The sequence below is a fragment of the Bradyrhizobium sp. AZCC 1577 genome (assembly GCF_036924575.1).
In the GTDB taxonomy this organism is placed as follows: domain Bacteria; phylum Pseudomonadota; class Alphaproteobacteria; order Rhizobiales; family Xanthobacteraceae; genus Bradyrhizobium.
The window spans coordinates 4,761,329-4,780,281 of record NZ_JAZHRQ010000001.1; the positions used below are offsets into that span (position 1 = coordinate 4,761,329).

General features: G+C 60.5%; 24 protein-coding genes and 2 tRNA genes. 10 read left to right on the forward strand and 16 right to left on the reverse strand.

The features are described from left to right. Positions 1–15: 15 nt before the first annotated feature. The 4 genes from V1278_RS22545 to V1278_RS22560 form a co-directional block, all read right to left on the reverse strand. Positions 16–711, reverse strand: coding sequence for a PopZ family protein (locus V1278_RS22545; RefSeq protein WP_334362512.1), 696 nt, complete (start codon positions 709–711; stop codon positions 16–18). 319 nt (positions 712–1,030) lie between these two features. Continuing rightward, a complete protein-coding gene (locus tag V1278_RS22550; protein WP_334362511.1) occupies positions 1,031–2,437 on the reverse strand; it encodes a TolC family outer membrane protein in 1,407 nt (468 codons plus the stop codon). Between the two features lie 249 nt (positions 2,438–2,686). Further along, positions 2,687–3,352 carry a protein-L-isoaspartate O-methyltransferase family protein gene (locus V1278_RS22555; protein WP_334362510.1) on the reverse strand — a complete coding sequence of 222 codons (666 nt, stop codon included), beginning with the start codon at positions 3,350–3,352 and terminating at the stop codon, positions 2,687–2,689. A gap of 138 nt (positions 3,353–3,490) precedes the next feature. Then, positions 3,491–3,670, reverse strand: a complete 180-nt coding sequence (locus tag V1278_RS22560) for a hypothetical protein (protein WP_334362509.1) — start codon at positions 3,668–3,670, stop codon at positions 3,491–3,493. Between the two features lie 272 nt (positions 3,671–3,942). On the opposite strand from V1278_RS22560, the gene V1278_RS22565 reads away from it, so the two are divergent. Then, positions 3,943–4,017, forward strand: a tRNA-Asn gene (locus tag V1278_RS22565). An 881-nt stretch (positions 4,018–4,898) separates the two neighbouring features. Here V1278_RS22565 and V1278_RS22570 read toward each other — a convergent pair. Next, positions 4,899–5,498 carry a hypothetical protein gene (locus V1278_RS22570; RefSeq protein WP_334382235.1) on the reverse strand — a complete coding sequence of 200 codons (600 nt, stop codon included), beginning with the start codon at positions 5,496–5,498 and terminating at the stop codon, positions 4,899–4,901. A 220-nt stretch (positions 5,499–5,718) separates the two neighbouring features. On the opposite strand from V1278_RS22570, the gene V1278_RS22575 reads away from it, so the two are divergent. Next, positions 5,719–5,988 (forward strand): hypothetical protein, encoded by a 270-nt coding sequence (locus V1278_RS22575; RefSeq protein ID WP_334382236.1) that lies wholly within the window; start codon positions 5,719–5,721, stop codon positions 5,986–5,988. Between the two features lie 164 nt (positions 5,989–6,152). Continuing rightward, positions 6,153–6,311, forward strand: coding sequence for a hypothetical protein (locus V1278_RS22580; RefSeq protein ID WP_334382237.1), 159 nt, complete (start codon positions 6,153–6,155; stop codon positions 6,309–6,311). Between the two features lie 710 nt (positions 6,312–7,021). Here V1278_RS22580 and V1278_RS22585 read toward each other — a convergent pair. After that, positions 7,022–7,225 carry a hypothetical protein gene (locus V1278_RS22585; RefSeq protein ID WP_334382238.1) on the reverse strand — a complete coding sequence of 68 codons (204 nt, stop codon included), beginning with the start codon at positions 7,223–7,225 and terminating at the stop codon, positions 7,022–7,024. A 539-nt stretch (positions 7,226–7,764) separates the two neighbouring features. On the opposite strand from V1278_RS22585, the gene V1278_RS22590 reads away from it, so the two are divergent. The 3 genes from V1278_RS22590 (at position 7,765) to V1278_RS22600 (ending at position 8,560) form a co-directional block, all read left to right on the forward strand. Further along, complete coding sequence (locus tag V1278_RS22590; protein ID WP_334382239.1) at positions 7,765–7,968, forward strand: hypothetical protein; 204 nt, start codon at positions 7,765–7,767, stop codon at positions 7,966–7,968. Between the two features lie 105 nt (positions 7,969–8,073). Further along, positions 8,074–8,265: a hypothetical protein gene (locus V1278_RS22595; RefSeq protein ID WP_334362505.1), complete on the forward strand. Its 192-nt coding sequence runs from the start codon at positions 8,074–8,076 to the stop codon at positions 8,263–8,265. Positions 8,266–8,311: 46 nt separating this feature from the next. Then, positions 8,312–8,560 carry a DUF3551 domain-containing protein gene (locus V1278_RS22600; protein ID WP_334382240.1) on the forward strand — a complete coding sequence of 83 codons (249 nt, stop codon included), beginning with the start codon at positions 8,312–8,314 and terminating at the stop codon, positions 8,558–8,560. A 649-nt stretch (positions 8,561–9,209) separates the two neighbouring features. Here V1278_RS22600 and V1278_RS22605 read toward each other — a convergent pair. Further along, positions 9,210–9,836, reverse strand: coding sequence for a hypothetical protein (locus tag V1278_RS22605; protein ID WP_334362502.1), 627 nt, complete (start codon positions 9,834–9,836; stop codon positions 9,210–9,212). A 233-nt stretch (positions 9,837–10,069) separates the two neighbouring features. On the opposite strand from V1278_RS22605, the gene V1278_RS22610 reads away from it, so the two are divergent. Next, positions 10,070–10,219 (forward strand): hypothetical protein, encoded by a 150-nt coding sequence (locus tag V1278_RS22610; RefSeq protein ID WP_334362501.1) that lies wholly within the window; start codon positions 10,070–10,072, stop codon positions 10,217–10,219. 1,038 nt (positions 10,220–11,257) lie between these two features. Continuing rightward, a complete protein-coding gene (locus tag V1278_RS22615; RefSeq protein ID WP_334362499.1) occupies positions 11,258–11,515 on the forward strand; it encodes a hypothetical protein in 258 nt (85 codons plus the stop codon). Positions 11,516–11,848: 333 nt separating this feature from the next. Here V1278_RS22615 and V1278_RS22620 read toward each other — a convergent pair whose 3' ends face one another. The 3 genes from V1278_RS22620 to V1278_RS22630 all read right to left on the reverse strand — a co-directional run bounded on the left by V1278_RS22620 (position 11,849) and on the right by V1278_RS22630 (position 13,684). Continuing rightward, a complete protein-coding gene (locus V1278_RS22620) occupies positions 11,849–12,037 on the reverse strand; it encodes a hypothetical protein (protein WP_334382241.1) in 189 nt (62 codons plus the stop codon). A gap of 337 nt (positions 12,038–12,374) precedes the next feature. After that, positions 12,375–12,860: an anthrone oxygenase family protein gene (locus tag V1278_RS22625; RefSeq protein ID WP_334362496.1), complete on the reverse strand. Its 486-nt coding sequence runs from the start codon at positions 12,858–12,860 to the stop codon at positions 12,375–12,377. A gap of 2 nt (positions 12,861–12,862) precedes the next feature. Continuing rightward, positions 12,863–13,684, reverse strand: a complete 822-nt coding sequence (locus tag V1278_RS22630) for an NmrA family NAD(P)-binding protein (protein WP_334382242.1) — start codon at positions 13,682–13,684, stop codon at positions 12,863–12,865. Between the two features lie 99 nt (positions 13,685–13,783). On the opposite strand from V1278_RS22630, the gene V1278_RS22635 reads away from it, so the two are divergent. Further along, positions 13,784–14,437 (forward strand): TetR/AcrR family transcriptional regulator, encoded by a 654-nt coding sequence (locus V1278_RS22635; RefSeq protein WP_334382243.1) that lies wholly within the window; start codon positions 13,784–13,786, stop codon positions 14,435–14,437. Positions 14,438–14,468: 31 nt separating this feature from the next. Here V1278_RS22635 and V1278_RS22640 read toward each other — a convergent pair whose 3' ends face one another. After that, the gene (locus V1278_RS22640) at positions 14,469–14,726 is read right to left on the reverse strand and encodes a hypothetical protein (protein ID WP_334382244.1); all 258 of its coding nucleotides are present in this window, start codon (positions 14,724–14,726) and stop codon (positions 14,469–14,471) included. Positions 14,727–14,981: 255 nt separating this feature from the next. Between V1278_RS22640 and V1278_RS22645 the strand changes: the two genes are divergently transcribed. Then, a complete protein-coding gene (locus V1278_RS22645) occupies positions 14,982–15,161 on the forward strand; it encodes a hypothetical protein (protein ID WP_334382245.1) in 180 nt (59 codons plus the stop codon). 58 nt (positions 15,162–15,219) lie between these two features. Here the strand turns inward: V1278_RS22645 and V1278_RS22650 are convergent. The 5 genes from V1278_RS22650 to V1278_RS22670 form a co-directional block, all read right to left on the reverse strand. Beyond that, positions 15,220–15,293: transfer RNA gene (locus tag V1278_RS22650), tRNA-Cys, on the reverse strand. 106 nt (positions 15,294–15,399) lie between these two features. Next, positions 15,400–15,960: a hypothetical protein gene (locus V1278_RS22655; protein WP_334382246.1), complete on the reverse strand. Its 561-nt coding sequence runs from the start codon at positions 15,958–15,960 to the stop codon at positions 15,400–15,402. Between the two features lie 287 nt (positions 15,961–16,247). Next, entirely contained in the window at positions 16,248–17,108 is an 861-nt protein-coding gene (locus V1278_RS22660; RefSeq protein ID WP_334382247.1) for a hypothetical protein, read from the reverse strand. A gap of 427 nt (positions 17,109–17,535) precedes the next feature. Continuing rightward, complete coding sequence (locus V1278_RS22665) at positions 17,536–18,012, reverse strand: hypothetical protein (RefSeq protein ID WP_334362488.1); 477 nt, start codon at positions 18,010–18,012, stop codon at positions 17,536–17,538. 206 nt (positions 18,013–18,218) lie between these two features. Continuing rightward, on the reverse strand, positions 18,219–18,950 hold the full coding sequence (locus V1278_RS22670) for a tRNA-uridine aminocarboxypropyltransferase (protein WP_334382248.1): 732 nt from the start codon (positions 18,948–18,950) through the stop codon (positions 18,219–18,221). Positions 18,951–18,953: the final 3 nt, after the last annotated feature.

The window sequence follows — 18,953 nt, forward strand, 5'->3', positions numbered from 1 at the left end:
GATGCAATCTTGGGACTAGCGCCCGCGCGAAACCCGCTCGATTTCGGCCTTGACGATCCGCTCCACCAATCCCGGCAGATTGTCATCGAGCCAGGACTTTAGCATCGGCCGCAGCATTTCCTTGACCAGATCTTCCAGCGTCCGCGCGTTATTGCTCAGCACGGTATTGGCCAGCGAATTGAAGGCGGATTCGACCGCGGAGACGGTCGAGCGCGACAAGATCGGCTGCTGCGGTGCTTCGAACGGCGGCGGCTCGTGGCCTGGCTGCCGCCCCCTGTGGGACTCGCTGAACTCGATGTCGTCCTCCGGCTCGATCTTGTTGAAGGAGGCTTTCGGTGGCGCCGGATCCGGCAGCGCCATCTCGTCGGTGAGCTCGAACACGTCGGCTTCCGGCTGCGGCGCCGGCCTGATATCGGCCTCGGGCGTTGCCGCATCGAGGCTCGCCAGCATCGCGTCGATGTCGTCCTGGCTGTTGCTGGCGACCGGTTCAGGCGCGGGTGCAGGCGGCGGGGCCGGCGCAGGCTTCGGAGCAGCCGGCTTGGGGGCAATGGCCGACGGCGGGATGTCCTTCATCACCGGTTTCGGTGGCGGCGCCGCAGCGGCCTCCGGCTTGGCAGCGGCAGGCTTTGCCTCGTCGTCGGCAATGATGCGACGGATCGACGCCAGAATCTCCTCCATCGAGGGCTCTTGGACCTTTGCAGGTTGCGTCATCTCCGACTCCACATCGAAACCATTTTACACCAAAGCCAAGAGGGAATTGCCGGTTCCGGAAATGCAGGCCGGGATTTTCACCGCACAAGCCTGACTTGTCCCCAGATCAAGCCCGCCCGCAGCATCGCTGCGGGAGGTCTGCTCCCCTCAAAAACGCAACCCGACGCGCGTCCATGAGATGCAAAGACGCGGGCCACGAATCGCTCAGCTCGCCCCGGAAACGGTACGTCATGGCCACAATTGATTGCAAGCAAAGCGCCCGGCGCATCAGGCGCCGGGCGACGATTTCATCCCGACTGTGCGGAAATGTACTCGGAGATCAGCGGCCGTCGGGCGTACGAACGCCGGCCCAGCTATCGCGCACCTGATGATAGTGCACGCTCGGATCGTAGATCGTGGTGGGCAGGTTCAGCACCTGCGGCGTCAGCCGTCCGATCTTGTCCAGCACCGAGTATGACGCAACCACGCGATCGTGTTGCGCGGTGACGAGCGCGACGCGCGCATTCACCAGCGCCTGCTGCGCGTTAAGCACGTCGAGCGTGGTGCGCTGTCCGGCCTTGGCTTCCTCGCGCACGCCGTTCAGCGCGATTTCCGACGCCTGCACCTGCGCCTGGGCGGAGGCGACCTGCGCCTTGCCGGCGACGAGCTGCCCCCATGCCGTGACCACGTTGGCGCGGGTCTGGTCGCGAGTCTGATCGAGCACGAGACGCTGTTGCGCCGCCGTTTCCTTGGACTGGCGGATCAGCGAATATTCACCGCCGCCCTGATAGATCGGGACCGAGAGCTGCGTGGTGACCGATGCGCCGAACGAGCGGTACTGGATCAGGCTCTGCTCCCAGGACTGCTGCACCGCGGCCTGCAGTGTGACCGTCGGCAACAGCGCGCCTTCGGCCACCTTGACCTGGAGGTAGCTGACATCGATGCCGAACATCGCCGCGGTGACGTTCGGGTTCTGCGTCAGCCCGAGCTCGACGGCCGCCGGCAGCGTCGACGGCAGGAAGCGGTCGACCGGCGAGCCCGGCGCCAGCGCTTGCGGCTCGTTGCCGATGATGCGGCGGAAGTTCGAGCGCGTCGTCGTCAGATTGGCTTCGGCGGTCAGGAGTTGCGTCTTACCGGCGGCGAGCTGCGCCTCCGACTGCGCCACGTCGGTGCGCGTGACTTCGCCGACATTGAAGCGGTCGCGCGTCTGTTTCAGCGTCTGCTCCAACACGCGAACGTTGCTCTTCTGCACCTCGACGATCGCCGAATCGCGCAGATAGTCCATGTAGATCGTGGCACCGCTGAGCAGGACCGCTGATTCGAGTGCCCGCAGCGCTTCGCGCGCGCCGGAAACCTGGCCTTCCGCCGCTCTGGTCCTGTTCGCGGTCTGCTGGCCGTTGAAGAGCGTCTGCGTGACGGTCCCGCCGATGCTGCGCGGCGGATTGGCGCCGACAATAGGGGTTCTCACGATCTGGGTGGGGGTGCCGCCCTGCGTACTGAGCGTATCCGTATATTGGTAGCCCGCGCTCGCGGTGACCGAAACCCTGGGACGATAGCCCGACAGCGCTTGCGGCACGTTCTCGTCGGTGATGCGCACCTGCGCGCGCTGCGCGTTGAGCTGCGGATTGTTCTGATAGGCGCGCACCAGCGCTGCCTCGATCGTGTCGGCCAAGACGGGCGTCGGGCCCATGCACACTAATAGAAGGGCCGAAGCCGCGGCCCCGGCAAATGCCTTCACCCCACGCATCCCAAGCATTCCAATCATTTTTGAACGCCCGGCCCATGAACATGATCGCACACGATCATTAACCGAACGTCGCTTCACTTGAAGTGAGTCCCGGCTCACCTTATTCCGCAGGTAGCCTGGACGGAACACCCCCGCAAGCAAACCGCCGACGAAACTCTTCACGTGGGGCAATCGGGCCACACTTCTGATTTCGAAGAGGATTTAGCTGGCCGCAACGGGCGATTATTGGGCGTGGAAAGGGCTGAAAGGCTAGAAAACGAAGGCCGGAACTAGTTCCATGCCGGGCAGCACCGGGGCAACGGCATCGAACAGCGTCCGGTGACCGAAATCGCCGTGCGAACAGGTCACCATGGTGGCCCGCGCGGGCAGCGACTTCGCAAAAACACCCACCAATCGGCCACCATTCTGCAATTGCCCGTAGAGCCGCTCCGGTACGATCTCGGTTGCGCCGTTCAGCACGATGACATCATAAGGTGCGTTCGCCGGGTCTCCATCGGCCGGCGCCGCGGCCCGAACGGTCACGTTTCCACAGCCATTGGCGGCCAGAATCGCCTGTGCCCTCGCCGCCAGCGCCGAATCGCTCTCCGTCGCGGTCACTTGGGCCGCGAATCGAGCGATCACGGCTGCGGCGTAGCCGGTGGCGCAGCCGACCACGAGGACGCGATCGGTCGCCCTGATCTCGGCCGCCTGCAGCATCTTGGCCAGCACTGCCGGCTTGATCAGGAAGCGCTTGGCCGAGCCCCCTTCGCTGACGTCGAGATCGAGATCCAGGTAGGCCAGCGCCTGCTTGTTTTCGGGAACGAAGGCCTCGCGCGGCACCGCCAGCATGGCATCGAGAATTCGGATATCGGTCACGTCGCTCGGACGCACCTGACCATCGACCATTTTCTGGCGCGCGGTCGCAAAACCGGACATAGGCGAAGACCCTGAAAGCATGCGGCGTTGCCGCCGGGGGAGCTGAAACCGGGCCATCTTTGGTACAAGCTCCGGTAAAACGCAACATGCGGGCGCCTGTTGCGAGCCACCGCCGCCGGGAAAAGCCGCTGCTGTCGCCTACTCTATCGGGACGGCTAATCGGGCGATCAGCCGCGCCACCTCATCCAGATGCCCGTCATCATGTTCTTCAACGGCTTGCGCGAGCCGAACCAGGCATTCGTCGTCGCTCATGGTGGGAATGTCGCTCGGAACGATCGGAGGTGCCGCACGTGTCAGTTCGGTCACTTTGGCTGGCATCGAATCAGCTCCCGTGAAACCCGGCACCACAGAGGCTCTGGGCCGATTGAGTCGGATTGGTGGCCCCGATCCAGGGCCCCTATAGATGACGCAATTGCCCTGCGCCCGGTTCCGGCCGCCGTCTGCCCGGAGGACGAAAGCGGTCACAACCCGTTGTAGTGCGGGGACTTTCCGGCGCCGCTTCAAGCAAATCCGCAGCCTGTGATTTGGTCCTTTGCAAGCCCGAAAGGCTTTGTTATACGCTGCCCGCTCGCGAACCTTGTTTCGCCTATTCCTCGGTAGCTCAGCGGTAGAGCATTCGACTGTTAATCGAATGGTCGCTGGTTCGAATCCAGCCCGGGGAGCCAAATGAATTCAAATAGTTAGATCCGAAATCAAATGGCGCCGAAAGGCCGCTTTTTTAGTATCGGGCCACATTGGGGGCCACTTGCGCGAAGCAGGGTGGTGCATTCCATGTCGGCCGCGAGCCAGGACCGCGGAATAAGCGGCTTCGGACCTTTGTTCCGGGAACGTTGGCGACGCGGACGGCCTGCACCTGCTGGTGCTTGGAGAGACCTGCACGATCAGCCATCTCCTGCCTGCTTGGCTCAGGAGCGAAAGTATGGGCGCCCTCACTTTTGCTTTGATCGCCTCCACGAGCATCGAACTGCTTCAGCAGCTCACCCATGCGCCGCACCGCGCGCGCCTGGATGCGATCGGACGGTGCCACGCGGCCGGTCGGACCCCCGCTGATGGGGCCTGACGTCAAGGCCAGTGCCCTCAGTTGAGATGTCGGCGGAGCTTTCCGTTGTGCCGCTATCGGACCCATAGGGCCACAAGGGCACACGCGAAACCTACCACCAGGATGCCCGCAGCCGTTACCGTGACTAGGTCAATTGACCAGGGGTGTCCTTTTCCACCGATCAAGTCGAAATGTCTGGAGCGTCTGCCGTCCCTGAATGTCTGAAGGCGCATGACACGCACCCCTTGCGCGCGCTGGACGATCATTCAATCGGCGACAGCCCAGACAGTTCCTTGAAATGCGAAACGGTGTCCTCGCGTTGCCTGGACCCAACCTGCGGTCCCCTCTCGTGCTACTCCGTCAAAGCCGGCCTAACTGATAGAAAAAAGGCCCGGCGGTTGGGCCGGGCCGTCTGATGGGCCCGCGCGGCGGCGGGAACGGCGCGGCTAGAGGCCTGCGGCTGTTTATCTTGCCAGAGAGTCGGCTTTCCTCGTTCTCCAAAGGAAATCAAACCCCGCCGCCCTGACGGCTGGCGGCGTATTTTTCGATCTCTGCATTCCAATGAAGGGCGGCGTTCTTCGCTCCCGCAAACTGATTGTTGATCAGAAACGTGCCCACGTCCCGGAGGTAACCGGCAAAGTGCTCGCCATCGTCGCTTAGCTGCATGACCTCTGGCGGTGGAGCGGGTAGCCCAGCGCCACGCGCCCGATTTAATAAGGCTTGCAGGTCCGGCATGCGGTCACTTATGCACGTCGGCCACCGTTGGTTAATCTGGCCAGCGCGCTCAACAATGAAGTCTGAAAATTCCCTCAGATCGTATCCCAGCAGTGCAAGCTCCGCTTCCCTTTCGGCACTTCTGCTGCGAAATAACGCATCAGCCCAAAGGCCGATCGCCAATCCGATCAGGAAAGTCAAAGCTGGATAGAAGAACCAGTGTTCCGTGACTGCAGCAGCTTTGGCGAGCGCCCACTGGAGACCCTTTGTGGGGTCATCGAGATACCCAATTCGGTCTCCCCATTTTTCAATGGCTTTGGCAACCAATATACCGACGCCAAGAGACCCCAGGATCCATAGGCTTGCCTTCCTTGCCCCAGATCGCCAATTCATCGGACACTCCGCTGCACCGAAGTTAGCTGAACGCCGATAGGTGGCAAGCCAGCCTAAACAGACCGGCGCGAAAAAGCCGCCGCTGGAGGACAGCGACGGCTCTACGCATTACTACCCGCGAGGATGTCTCGCCGCGATTAATCAGATGCTATTCCCGCGAAGTTAACGAACCCCGGTTCGAGAGGACTACACGCTGTACAGATCACTTGAGGATGAACTCTTGCTAAAGCCAAAGAAGGTCGATCCGAGCCAAGAGCGTAGCTCTCTAACGCGCAACCTACAGCAGGATTTGGAGCCGGAGCCGCCCGTGTCGACGAGGCTCATCGAAGCGGGGAAACCGTTCAACGAAGTTGACAACTGCAGGATTGCAATTCGCAATTTTCGCGCAATTGCGACAACAGCTCAACGGGTAAATTCTATCAACGAAAAGTCCTATCAGGAGGATGCCAAGAGCTATTTGCGCGCCGCTGGCTTTGCGAGAGAGGTATGAAATTCCGGCCGTTTTCGAGCCGGTTCAGAGACATTGTGCGCATCCAGTAGGAGAATTTCTTGCTGTCGAGCCGGCGTAGCGTATTACGGCCCGCGCACGCCGGAACGTTTGAGCTCGCAGAGAGTCGTAGAGGCGTCGATCCCGCTTTTGCTGTTGGATCGAACATGGAAAAAGCGGCCGCCTATGCGATCTCGGCCTTCATCGTCGGCTTCGGTCTTTGGATCCTTATTGCCGGCCTAAGCTCCAGTGCACCCGCATTGTGGATTTGCGCTGGTCTCATCCCCATAGTGATCGGGCTCATCAGTGCTTTCGGCCCAACCTAAAATCCATCCCCTTTCGGGGCGCTTCGGCGCGTGGATAGCGGGGAGATGTCCTCCTGCACATTTCGGACATAGTCCCGCTCAACCTATAGTGGCCGCCGGATGCTCCCTCCGGAGTGCACAGCGATGAGCCACGGTACCAATCGATGGACGTCTGATGAATACGAAATCGTACGCCGCTATTCCGTGGCGGAGGCGATCAAGCTCTTACCTCACCGCACGGAAGCCGCGATCAGAACTGCTCGAAGAAATGCAGGAGCCGGTGCACCGCGCCGACCTTGGTCCAAGAGTGACGATCGAAAGCTTCTAAAATACGCTCATGAACCAGTGTCGATCGTTGCGCGCAGGTTTAAAGACCGCACCTGGTCTGCTGTGAAAAAAAGCGCTATCTGTTGTCGGGCTTTCGAGCGCCACCGGTCGCTTGGGAGACCACCGACGTGGCCCGACTCAAATTACTGTGGCCGACCGGCAAGCGCGCAGAAATCAAGGCAGCATTTTCCGGCCGCACATGGGGCGCAATGCAATGGGTAGCTCACCGAGAGGGCTGGCGAAGGATTCGGGAGATGGTTACGTCGCCCGATGAACTGCGGGAGGCTATTCGAAAGCGTGCCCGCGAAGACGGTATACCCCTCGCCAAGCCACGCGTAGCAAGCTGAGACTAACGACTTGTTAAGCTTGCATCAGAGCCCAGCGATTCTCTTGCGAGAGCAAGCCTAGCCAGCGCCGTACGGCTTGTTGAGAAAGTAATCGCGGTTGCCCATCGCCTTCTCTGCGTACTGGTCGATTGCAACGGTGATCGCCTGGACGTGCTGATAGCAGTATCCCTCGCGCGCCGCGCGCTGACGCAGTTCAGCGAGCGCATCGAGCCAGGCCGAATTGTCGGCCTTGTCGTCGTACCATTTCAGCTGATCGCGCATCACCAACTCCGGCCGCCAAGCACGCGTCCCTTCGTCGGACCGCCCTCCTCCTTCTTGAGCCGGTCCCAATCATCACAAAGGCCCTCGATCTTTGCCAGCATCCGCTGCAGCAAAGCTCAGCCGCTGCAGTCGATATGCCGGCACGCTGAAGCTGGAGGATCTCCTTACGCTGCCTTCCGACCTGAACGCGCATGCGCGCTATTTCGGAACGGACGTGATCTAGGCCCATAGCTCTCCTTCGATACTCTCTGGATTGTTCGAAAAAGACCTTCGGCCCGGCGCCCGAGCTGGTCGTAGAGCCGGAGCCGCCTGAACAGGGTCTCGATTTCACGATCGGTCGTCATTTGGCGATAGTACAAAACAAGAACAAGATGACAAGCCGCTACCGATAGTCTTGGATAAGATGGAACACCCAAGATCATTGCCCGAGTAGATTTATTGCCTTTGTCCGCCTCGTTTGAGGATCCAATACCGCTTCCCGATGGTCGGCGGCTCCTCACGTTGAAGGATGCCGCTACCTACATGCCGCTACCTACATCATGAATCTGCCGAAGGCCGAGCACTCAGCGCCGGAATGGCAGGCGGCGATGGAGGCGCTAATCTTGGTTGCGGAGAGCGGCGGGCCGACGATGCTGGCCCGTATCGACGTCATGCGGGCGTTAAATCGTCACGTCGAGCGGGTCTTCAACGCCGATCGCAAAAGTCATCACTGGGGCAGGCGCAAACTGAAGAGAGACCAATGACCGTCTTTGTCTACATCGACACCAGCAAGCAGGTTGGCGATCCCGAGCACATCAAGGTGTTCGCCACAGGCTGCTGCTTTCCAATTCCAACTAGCGGAGAGCGAAATGGCTGAAAGGATCGATGTTGAGGTTACCGGCAAATCGCAGTTTGAAGTCGCCCACGAAATGGCGAGGTTCATTCTCATCAATATGGAAGGGCGTCAGGTGAAAAGCATAAAGCGGCATGAGTTCTTGCATTTGGTAGCTGACTGCATCGAGGCCTTGCGGGGCATCAAGGTCAAGGAGATTATCAGCTAAAGAGTGAGGCTGGCACTCCTTGGGCTGAATGCAGAAGGAGGCTCTGATGCGCATTCTGGCCTTGGCGATTTTAACGATCGGGATGGTCTCTCCGGCGACTGCCCAGATGTACGATCCGGCTTATCCAGTTTGCCTGCGCCTGTACGACCGGACCATCTATTACGAATGCAGCTACACGTCGCTGCCCCAATGCAACGCGTCGGCATCGGGCCGATCGGCACAGTGCGTCATCAATCCATATTTCGCGAGTTCGCAAGAGCCCGTGGGCTATCGGCGGCATCGCCGGGTCTACTAAAGTGAACCGCATTGGCCGCAGGACCGCTTATGCGATGCTGGTGACTTTGGTGCGGGCGATCGTCTGGCAAATCCTAGGATCGCTTTAGGAGCCATCGCCAGGGGGATGTGATTGAATCGCGCTTAGTTAAGGCGCGTACCATGAATACCCCGGATCAAGACATCGTACTGCGGGCTATGGAGGATGCCAGGCGCATCCTCGGGGAATACATCGCACCTGGCCCGCGCGACGCCACGGCAACGGTGCACCGGCTAAGGTGCCACGCCAAGGGAGTCCCAGCCCGGTTCGGCCGGTCCCGGAGGTCCGTGCAGGGTCCTGGGGTTCTTGAAGTGGCTCCCCCGCCTTGTCCATCTCCCCGCTTGGGACTTCACCCGAGTAGCCCGGCCTTCCTGCCCCGAACACGAGCGCCCCGGCGCCGGCACATCGATGCCGGGCGTCAGGTAGGCGGCCCGGCGCCCGACGCTTCCGGACGACACACGCCGGGCCTTGCCACCGCCGGTCCCCCCGAATGGCTAATTCAGAGCGCGCCTAGGCGGCCGCGATGCCGGCGGGCCTAATCGCCTTCGCACGGCGCATGCCCGCTTACTTGATTTCGGCTTCGGTGCCTTGGTTCGGCACGACTACAAACGGCCGCCCTCGCTCAATTCGATTATGGTGGCCCTACTGGCTCGAGCCGTACTTCAGAGTACCTAAAGCCAGGAGTAACAGTGGGCGTTTCGTAATTTGGTTGTTGGCCGTTGGTGTAGACAGTTGTGAAAGTCGCCGAAGCTCGGCCCAGTGTCGCGGTGTAGTTTATATCAACTGAGGTGTTCACGCCGGCGACTCCATTGTGAAAGCGCAAGATCGTGTCCAAGCCGAAGTAGTTGTAGGAAGTCCGGGCAGTGACTTCGGGGATAGCTGACTGAATAGCGGCCAGACTCAGGCCGAATGAAGTGCCTGTTACTTCGCCGGGGTACAACAGATCTGTTGGACCATAGATTTTAAGACCTACCCTCACCGTAGCGGGGCCGGGACCGGGCAAGTTGTTATTTCCGATTACAGCCGAAACCTGCAGCAGTAATGGGTTGAATGGCACGGTGCCCACGTTCGCGATTCCGCCGCCTTGGTAATGGTCTCCTCCGTTGGGGGGCAATACGGAATTGTGATCCATCCTGGCTGGAAAGATGAGGGCAAATTGTACGGTGTTGCCCCACGGCAAGAGATTCCGCACCAGCCAGTACAGCCGTGTCAAGTAAGCGGAACCGAAGAAATTCCAGAGATGCCAGCGCTTTAGCATGGCCGCACCTTTTTCGGGGCCGCGATCTTACCGGACCGCAAAAGTTAGCTTTAACCCTGTCATTCGGCAATTCCGCTGCGCGCGCGAGCGCTGATCCTCGTTGCGGAGAAACGCGGTCCAACGATGTTGGCCCGGATCGGCGTCATGCGGGCGTTGAACCGTCACGTCGAACGGGTCTTTGATCCCGATCGCAAGAGTCATCATTGGGGAAAGCGCAAGCTGAAGAGGGATCAATGACGACTGTCTGGATATACGTCGATACCAGCAAGGAAGTTGGCGACGTTGATCACGTCAAGGTCTTTGCGAGCCAAGATGTTGCCGAAGCCTGGTTTAAGGAGAACGATCCGGAAGACGTCGCGTTCGAGTATGAGCTCCTCGAATGAAAGAGGCCGCCAACTGAGGCGGCCTCATCACAATCGAAGTTATGGTCCATTACTTTTTACAATTCGCAGCAGAACAATATTTGGCGTCCTTGGCACGTGGTGTTCCGGCCCTAGAACAGGTCCCCGCTGGACACAGCACTCCCTTGTCGGTGCATACTCCTCCCGAACAGTTGCCCTTGCCGTCCATCCGACCTGCTGAAGCTGTAGTCATTGGAACCACAGAACTTAACAATACCAGCGATAATGCCACGATAAAAATTTTCATTCTTTCCTCCAAAAAAGCTCATTGCGAGCACGGGCCATAATGGCAGCAATCGCGCATTTGTTAACAGTCGATCTAGGACACTAGCAAAATCAGGATACCGGGGCCTGAATACGGACAGTACCAGCGCATGGGTGACGCGAGCGGCCCCGGCAATACGCAACGCTCCGGGGCCGCCGCACCTTGGAGAAACCCCCGGCTTGGGGATGTTGCCGGGGGTGTGCAGACTAGACCTCAATCGGACCGATCGTCTGTACGGCCGGTGACAAAGGGCCGTCCGCGTGAACCACCTGCCTGCGCCGCGAATGAAAGAGGCTGCCTGAGTTCGAGGCCTCTTCGCGAAGGCTCTGCGCACAAATCGAAGCGTCCGTAAGACTCCGGATGTGGCTCTCAAATTAGACGAATCCTGTTGAAGCTGCCGTCTCCCCTCTTCACAATGAAGTATTAGTATTAGTTAGTGAGGGGTTTTCTAAATGCCTTCTCTTCAGCCGCGCATTGATATTCAGCAACGAATTGACGCCTACTCCATCCTTCTGACGCAGCGCGCCGAATTGGAGTTCTTGCGCGAGTTGGTCAGGCAAGCGCAGGTAGCGGCTGCGCTCGATCGAAAGAAAAAAAGAAGCCCGCCTAGCGTGAGTAAGAGGGCGTCCTCAGTCCTCATGGCCTAAAGAGCCCGCGCCCCATCTTGGCGAGACACATGCCAATCCGCATGGTGTGTCTCGGGCGAGATTCCGCCCAAGCCCTTGGGCCGCTTAGCGACTCGCTGGATCGTGGCGATGGCCCTGCACTTCAGGCGCGTTGCTCCCGCGAAAGAGGAGCTGGAGATATGGAGCGCGAGCGAGCGCGGCTTCTCATTTGTGATTAGTCACGAGAGTACCACTGGTCCTGGACTTCACGGGCGGCCTGGCTTTGTCGCTTCCTGGCGCCCCATCAATCTCAACCGGCCTGCAATCAAGGTAGGCGGATCACCCTTTAAGACGTTTGCCGAAGCCGAGAAGGCCTGTGAGGCCATGCTGGCGCACCTGACCAAATAGCTTCGGATTCCCAGCACGGTCCGGCCGGTCCGCCGGAGAAATAACACATGTGACCTCATCTATCGGACTGTCACGAAGCAGATGGAATAGGCTTGATAGGTTCGGTGTTGTACGGGACGTAACCGACGTTTGTGGCGTGCAAGGTGCAAACACGGAACAGTCAATCGGGGTACATATGCACCGCCTTGAGCAAGTCTCCAACGATCTTAAGAACCGAATGGCCGAAATTCAGAAGCTCAGGGAAACGGTAAGATCAGCGGAGGCTGCAACACGCGGTCAAGAGCTGCCCCATTTGGCGTCGTCAGATAGCCCTTCGGCAATGAGCTGGGTTTCTCACTGATCGGTCTTGGGGTTGCGAGACTTCGTCCCTTCGCCCGACGGTCGATTGAGTGTCTGCAGTCTACGCTCGATCTCGGCCTTCTTGGCCTTCAGTTTTTCGCTGAGGACATCTTGCATTAGTTCGCGGAGCTCAAACAGCTCATCGATCGTCATAGAATCCCACTGAGACTTCCAATCACTCACCAAGTCGTCCCCGCGATCATGAAAAGCAGTGTCGATGGATGTATGGGAGTTTTGGCAATACAGGGGTGAACGAGAGATTATGCACACCGCAGAACTACGGAGCTAACGCTTGGCACAAACTGCACATTCGTCAGAATCCACCGGCGTAAACCGGCGCATTTAAGAACGGAGAGTCACAAGGGCCGTTCCTGCTTGGCGCCCGGTCAGCTTCCCGGCTTGGCGCATTGGAATGGCGGCCCCATATTTAATTTCGGAAATTAATTACACCACACTCGACTACCCAACGCGAAGCCGCCCGTGATCCGGGCGGCTTTTGTTTGCCGGTATCGCCGGCGCCCTACCTCGCCGCAATCGCGGCAATGAACAGCGCGCAAGCCGCTGTCGATGCGACCGTCCGCACGTGGTTCCACCACGTCCAGTCCGTCAGGTAGCGCGCCCACAGGGATGCGGCCTCCTGGCTTCCAGGATCGGCCGCGGCAAGCGCGTTGTTCAGGGGCACGTTGAAGACCATCGTCACCACGAACATGCCGAGCACATAGAGCATGCCGCCAGCCAGCATCGCCATCGCTCCGGGCTCGCTCCAGCGCAACAGCGCGGTCACCGCCAGCGCCGCACTCGCCGCCGTCGTTCCCAGGAAAATCGGCATGAACAGCGACTGCACGATCGTGACGTTGATTGCGTTCATCGCCGCGATGCCGGAGGCCTGTCCGATCCGGCCGAACGCCGTCATGATGAAGGTCGAGAATGCGAAGTAGAGGCCGGCGAGCAGACCGCAGCCGATGGCGCAAAACCACAGCAGACCGGCGATTAACATCTGCAGCATGATCATGCCCTCCAGACACCGGTTGCGGCGGTTCGGCGGGCATAATCGGAAAAGTCCCGCGCCGGACGCCCGAGCGCCTGCTCGACGCCGTGTGCGACGCCCGAATTGCGCCCGTCGAGCACGACGGTGAACAGTTCCAACATCAGTTCGATGACGTCGTCCGGCATATGGGGCCGCATGCCGGCCGCAAAATCTTTCGCCGCGATCTGCCGGTATCGGACCGGGCGGCCGACGGCACCGGCGATCTCGGCGACCGCTTGCGCGAACGTCAGCGCGCGTGGTCCCGTCACCTCGTAGACCTTGCCGGCATGACGCCGATCCGTCAGCGCCGCGACCGCGACTTCGGCGATGTCGTCGGCATCGACAAACGGTTCGGGCACGGCGCCGGCCGGCAACGCGATTTCGCCGGCGAGCACGCCTTCAAGCAGATGCCCCTCGGAAAAATTCTGATCGAACCAGCTTGCGCGCACGATGGTCCAGGGAACGCCGGATTGCTGCAGCGCCGCCTCCGCCCGCTGCGCGCCCGGCTCGCCGCGCCCCGACAGCAATACGACGCGCTCGAGCCCATTGTCGCGCGCCAGCCGGCCCACTTCCGCGATCGCATCAGCGGCACCTTCGACGGCAAGGTCCGGCTGGTAGGTGACATAGGCCATCGAGACGCCGGCCAACGCGGCCGGCCACGTCTCGGGCCGGGTCCAGTCGAACGGGACAGGTGTCGAACGCGACACCGGCCGTGTCGGGATGCCGCGCGTCTGCAGCAGCGCATCGACCCGCGCGCCGGTCTTGCCCGCGCCGCCGACGATCAGGATCGGGAGTTCTGACATGGATCGCTCCTTTAAGGTAATACGAGAATATCTCGTATTTGCCAAACCCGATAAACTCTCGTATTGGTAACGTCAAGTCGCATTTGTGTGAGAGAACCGATGGCGAGGCGAAAAGCCGGACAGAAGGTGGCCGCAACGGCTGCGCCCGTGTTGGCGCGGCTGGTCCCGACCCAACAGCGCAGCCGCGAGCGGTTCGAGAAAATCCTGCAATGCGCGGCAGAGCTGATGGCCGAGAAAGGCAGCGAAGCCTTCCGCATGAGCGACGTCGTCGAACGCAGCGGCGTGCCGTTCGGCTCGCTCTATCAATACTTTCCGGACAAGACCGCGATCATCGGCACGCTCGCGGAACGCTACAACGATATCGGCCGCGATTGCGTGCGGCGCGATCTCGCCGTGGTCAGGACTACCCGGGATCTGCACCCGGCCCTGTGCCGCATTACCGACAGCTACTATCGGATGTTCATGGAAGTGCCGGTCATGCGCGACATCTGGCAAGCGACGCAGGCCGACCGGGCGCTGCAAAAGCTTGACGAGGAGGACGGCGTCTATCTCGCCGGGCTGCTCGGCGACACCCTGCGGCGGATCGCACCCGATGTATCAGCAACTGCGCTGGCCTCGTTCTCGCAGTTGATGATGACGCTGATCGCGGCGACCGTCCGCCATGCCATCACGCAGGACACAAAGGAAGCCGCCCGCATCCTCATCTTGTTCAAGCGGATGCTGCCGAAGAATCTGGCGGCGCTGGAGATGTGAGAACGTCGGCGGATGCCGTACCGCCCTGCCCTTACCGCTCGAACACCGCAGCGCAAGCCGGGCTCAGGCTCGCCTTCTGCCGGCGCAGGCATGCGGTGATCGCACGCGCGTTCGGGATCTCGCCGGCACAGAGCCGGTAGACGTCGGGCGTGCAGGCCCGGCGCTGTTCAGGCGTGCCTTGCTGGGCATTGGCCGAACCAGTGGCCATCAGCGTAAGCAGGAAGCCGAGCGTCGAAGCCCGATGGGAACGACAGAGAATAGCCGCACCTCGCGCAAACCTTGCCTTCATGACCCGCGTCTCCCTGGACCAGGCCCCGCCTTGACAAGGCGGGCGTCATCCAAGCCGAATACGCGAGTTGAATTCTGCAAAATGTGATTTTTCTCACACGCGCCGCGCGTGCGCGGACCTAGTGTTTGCGTGGAGAGTTCAACACTTTAGTAACCAGCTTTGCCGCGGCCGCCGGATCGATAAAATTCGAACGATCCGCTCAATCTGGGAACAAAATACTTTTGAGATCATCGCCTCTGGAACCCGGAGAGCGCGATGAGCGAAGTTGAATACGATCTGCTGCTGGAAACCGTGCAGACGGCCATTGCGCCAGCCCCGGAGGATGATTTCGTGGTCCAGACCCAGCGCTTTTATCCGTCGCCACGCGCCGCCAACGACAATGGAGCCTCTTGGCCGCTGGTTCCGTTTCCTGAGAGCTGGTACGCCGCCTGCTGATCGTGGCCGGCTTGCTGCGGCCTCTCATATAATCGGTCTAAGTCATTGATTATATGGATGGAGGCCACGACCAGAATTGAACTGGTGTACACGGTTTTGCAGACCGTTGCGTAACCACTCCGCCACGTGGCCCCATCGGGCGCACTCATATACGCCCCGCCCCGGATAGGCAACCAAGCAGCGCAATTCCTGCCTGCGCTGGTTAGCAAACCGACACCGTTCGAAAATGGCCGCCTCCTCAACCTCCAGACGGATCGCCAAGACGATTATTCCGCAGACCCAGCTTGGCGGTCCTTGCGCGGATGCCCCCTACCGTCCGCTTCATTTCCAGCGCGATCGCCCTCGGGGGCTTGCCGCTCCCGATCAGCGAGCGCAGCAGCGCATCGTCTTCCGCCGTCCATTCGGCGCCGCTCAGTTGAAAGCGATCTTCGCAGCCCGTTTCCTTGGCCGGTACCGCAAACCGTTCCCAGCCCAGCGTCTCATGGAAAATGATGACAAAGGCGATCCAGAGAACGATAGCCCGCCCCTCGGACAGGGCGGCGGATTTGAGGTGTTCCGCGCTGAACGTCGCGGGCCGCAAAGCGTCCAGCGCAGGCCAGATCTCTGAAGCGATCGAATTGACGAAATAGACGTACAGCGACACAAAGGGGCCGGCGGCCATAGCGCCGATCGCTGCGATCAGCCAAAGCGGCAGTCTTCGCCCGGCTGTTTTGCTCACCAATTGAGTGGCGAGGCCGGTCAGGCACCAGGGCACAATGGCGAGCGAGAGAACATAGAGCGTCGCGCCGGCGCCTCCCATGGTGGCCGCATGCGGTCCGAGAACGACCGAAAGCATTGCCAACACGATCGGAACGCCGCAGAAGAAAACGAGATCGATCAAAGCCTGCTTCGACAGGCGCCAATGCGCCACAAGTTCCATCGCGTTGCTCCGCTTGCATCCGACGCGTCAGTCATAGTGCGAGCGACGGAATGGAGCAACGTGTGTCCGCAACATCCAACCTGCCTGGCGCGGTCAGGCCGCGCAAACAAATAGCGGACGCGGACGGCGCACCACCGTCGCCGCGCCATCCAGACATCGTGCACTGCTCAGCCCCGCTCCACTGCCTGAAGCCGCCGCCGTGCAACGGCGGGGTCGAGCGAGCGCCGCAATTGCTCCTCCAGTTCATCAAGCAGGAAGAAGCTGACGTCATCGACGGAGCCCTGGCCCTTGGCGAAGGGCTGTTCGAGCAGCCGGATCAGATACAGCACGTAGACGAACATGTAGGTGATGAATCCAAACAACAGGGCCGCGGCCGGATCACCCTCCGTCTTCAGCAGGAGCAACAGGACGATGATCGAGAACACCAGTGTTTGCACGAGCACATGCACCGATGGGACGAATTCGACGCGCTGGATGGTGTAGATGCGAAGCAGCACCCTGCGGATCGCATCCTGATTGGTGCGAAGGCGTACGACGAAATTCGCCGCCATGCCCATACCCTCCAGTCGACCGAGGATGGGCGTCAGCTTGCTGAGCTCGCCGAGCACGGGAGCAATGTTCTTGTGGTCGTAGGCACGGTCCAGGCCTTCGCGCAGCTTTGCAATGACCCCGATCAGGATCAGCCGCGCTTCCCTGAGATTGAAGCGCTCGTTGGTCCGCGCGAAGCATTCCAGATCGCCGTCGATGGCTTCGACCGCGGTGCGCAGTGCCGTCGGAATTTGTTCGGCTTCCTTGTAATCCTTGAGAATGCTCGACAGCAGGAAGCCGATAATGAATATGGCGCCACCAATGCCGCTGGTCACCAGCCCGTTGAGCTCGAGGAACTCGAATCCGAAATAGTGAACGATTGCCTTGGCGCCGCCGAGTAACAGGACGATGATGCCGACCGTGAAGAAAAGGCGGAATTTCTTTCGCAGGCTGATTTCGGCGCCGCCGAAAGGGAGATGCGAGCTGATCGAAGACGACAATGCGCGAATATCCTTTCCCTGGAGAACGTACAGGAGACAAGTTCCGTCCGTTCAATTGCGGTATTTGCGGGCCGAATTCCGATGACTTCGAGGGCGGTGATCCCCCGGCGCTTTTGTCATCTCGAGCCTTGCGCGTATGTACCTGAAGACGAGCCGCGCCGAGGCGCTCGACTTCGGATACAGTCGACGCAGATAATCCATGAAGCCTGCAAATGGATCCCCGTCGCCCGCCGCGGCGTTGGCGACATATCGCCACAATGACACAGGGGCTTGGACGGGTCGCAATAGGCCGCGATCCGGGGTTAGCGGCCAGCCAGTAAAAAACAGCCTGAAGCCGCCGCGCCCCGGTTGCGCGATTACAACAGCATGCTGATGGCCACGACGATGAACGGCGCGGCCACCAGCAAGACCGGCCACAGCCGGAACATCAGGCGACGAGACTACTACCTGCAATCTTCTTCTTGAGCGTCTCGCAGACGGTGCGGACTTCGGACGTCATCAGGGAACAATCCTCGATCTGCAGGAAGTAGCGCTTGCCTTCCTCGCGATAGTTCGCAGCCAGTTCCTTGATCTCGGACACCATGGCGTGAACGCCAGCCACCATCGCCTCACATCGTTTGGCGGCGTCGGTTAGTTCCACACCGAGTGCTTCAATCTCTTTCACTGCCGCATCATATTCTCGGACCACAGCTTCGGCCGAGAGTTTGCCGACCTGATTGACCCCTTCCTTGTGCTCGACATAGTCGGGCATCGGGCCTTTCGGCAACGGGTGGTCATCGCTGTGGGGTAGTTCTCGGATAGCGGGCGCCCGCCGGGCGTTGTAGATGAGAGTGCCGATTTCCCCTTCGATTTCATCAGCGTCAAGCAATGGAGAACGAGTGAGAATTTCGGTGGTTAAAGACATCGACTTTGCTCCAAATTGTTACGCGGAGAGCCGAGAATTTATCATCGTCAATGGGAATGTCATCCTTGTCCACAGGCCGCTATGTATCCTTTCAGACATTGGAACCGACGCGTTGGTATCATGGTCATGACGTTTTTGCGGGGGCCAACTGCACATTTTGAGATCCGCCGGCCTCGTCGACGCAGCTCTTGCTTGAGAGTCCGGAGTTAGGCGCGCTTGCGCCGTCGATAGTCCCGCTTCTTCGGTTTCGGTGCCAGTTCCGGCATCTCCGCCTGCACTTCTCGATACCGTGCCAGCATGCGATCGAAGCTGGCGTTGAGTGTCTGCGCGATCTCGGGCCGCTTCTCGAGCCCGGCGAGCAGCAGGCCGGCGGCCTCGATGGTGGAGAGGCCGTCGCGGCGCGGTTCCTTGCGGAGTTTGCCGTAACGCGACAGGCGCTTCGGGCCCAGAATGATCCGCTGGCATTTCAGCATCCACGCGTTGCGCCACCACAGCGCCTTGGCCTGACTCCATGTGCCGTCCAGCAGCACGACGCCTTCGATGTCGGACAGGATGGCGCGCTGGTGCGGCTCGACCTCGCCCTTGCGGTTGATCGCCACGATCTCGGCATCGGTGTCGAGATCGCTGACCTTGGCCGAGCCGAGATAGAGCACCGCCCAGCGGGAGGGATCGTCGATCTTCCGTCCCAGCGCCTTGGAGAGGCTCGGCCAGGACAGGCCGATTTTGACGACCGCGTCCTTGAAGTGCATCGCCGTCAGCCGCGCGGTTCCGAGCGCCCTGTCCTGCTCCTGCGGGTGCTGCAGGATCAGGAGCGAGACCTTGCTCTCGATCGGCCTGACGCTGTCGCAGATGCAGAGCGGCAGCGGCTTGCCGCAACGCGGACACTCCGGAACGGCCTCCACCGCGGTTCCGGCCTCGGAACTGGATTGGTCTGACATCCG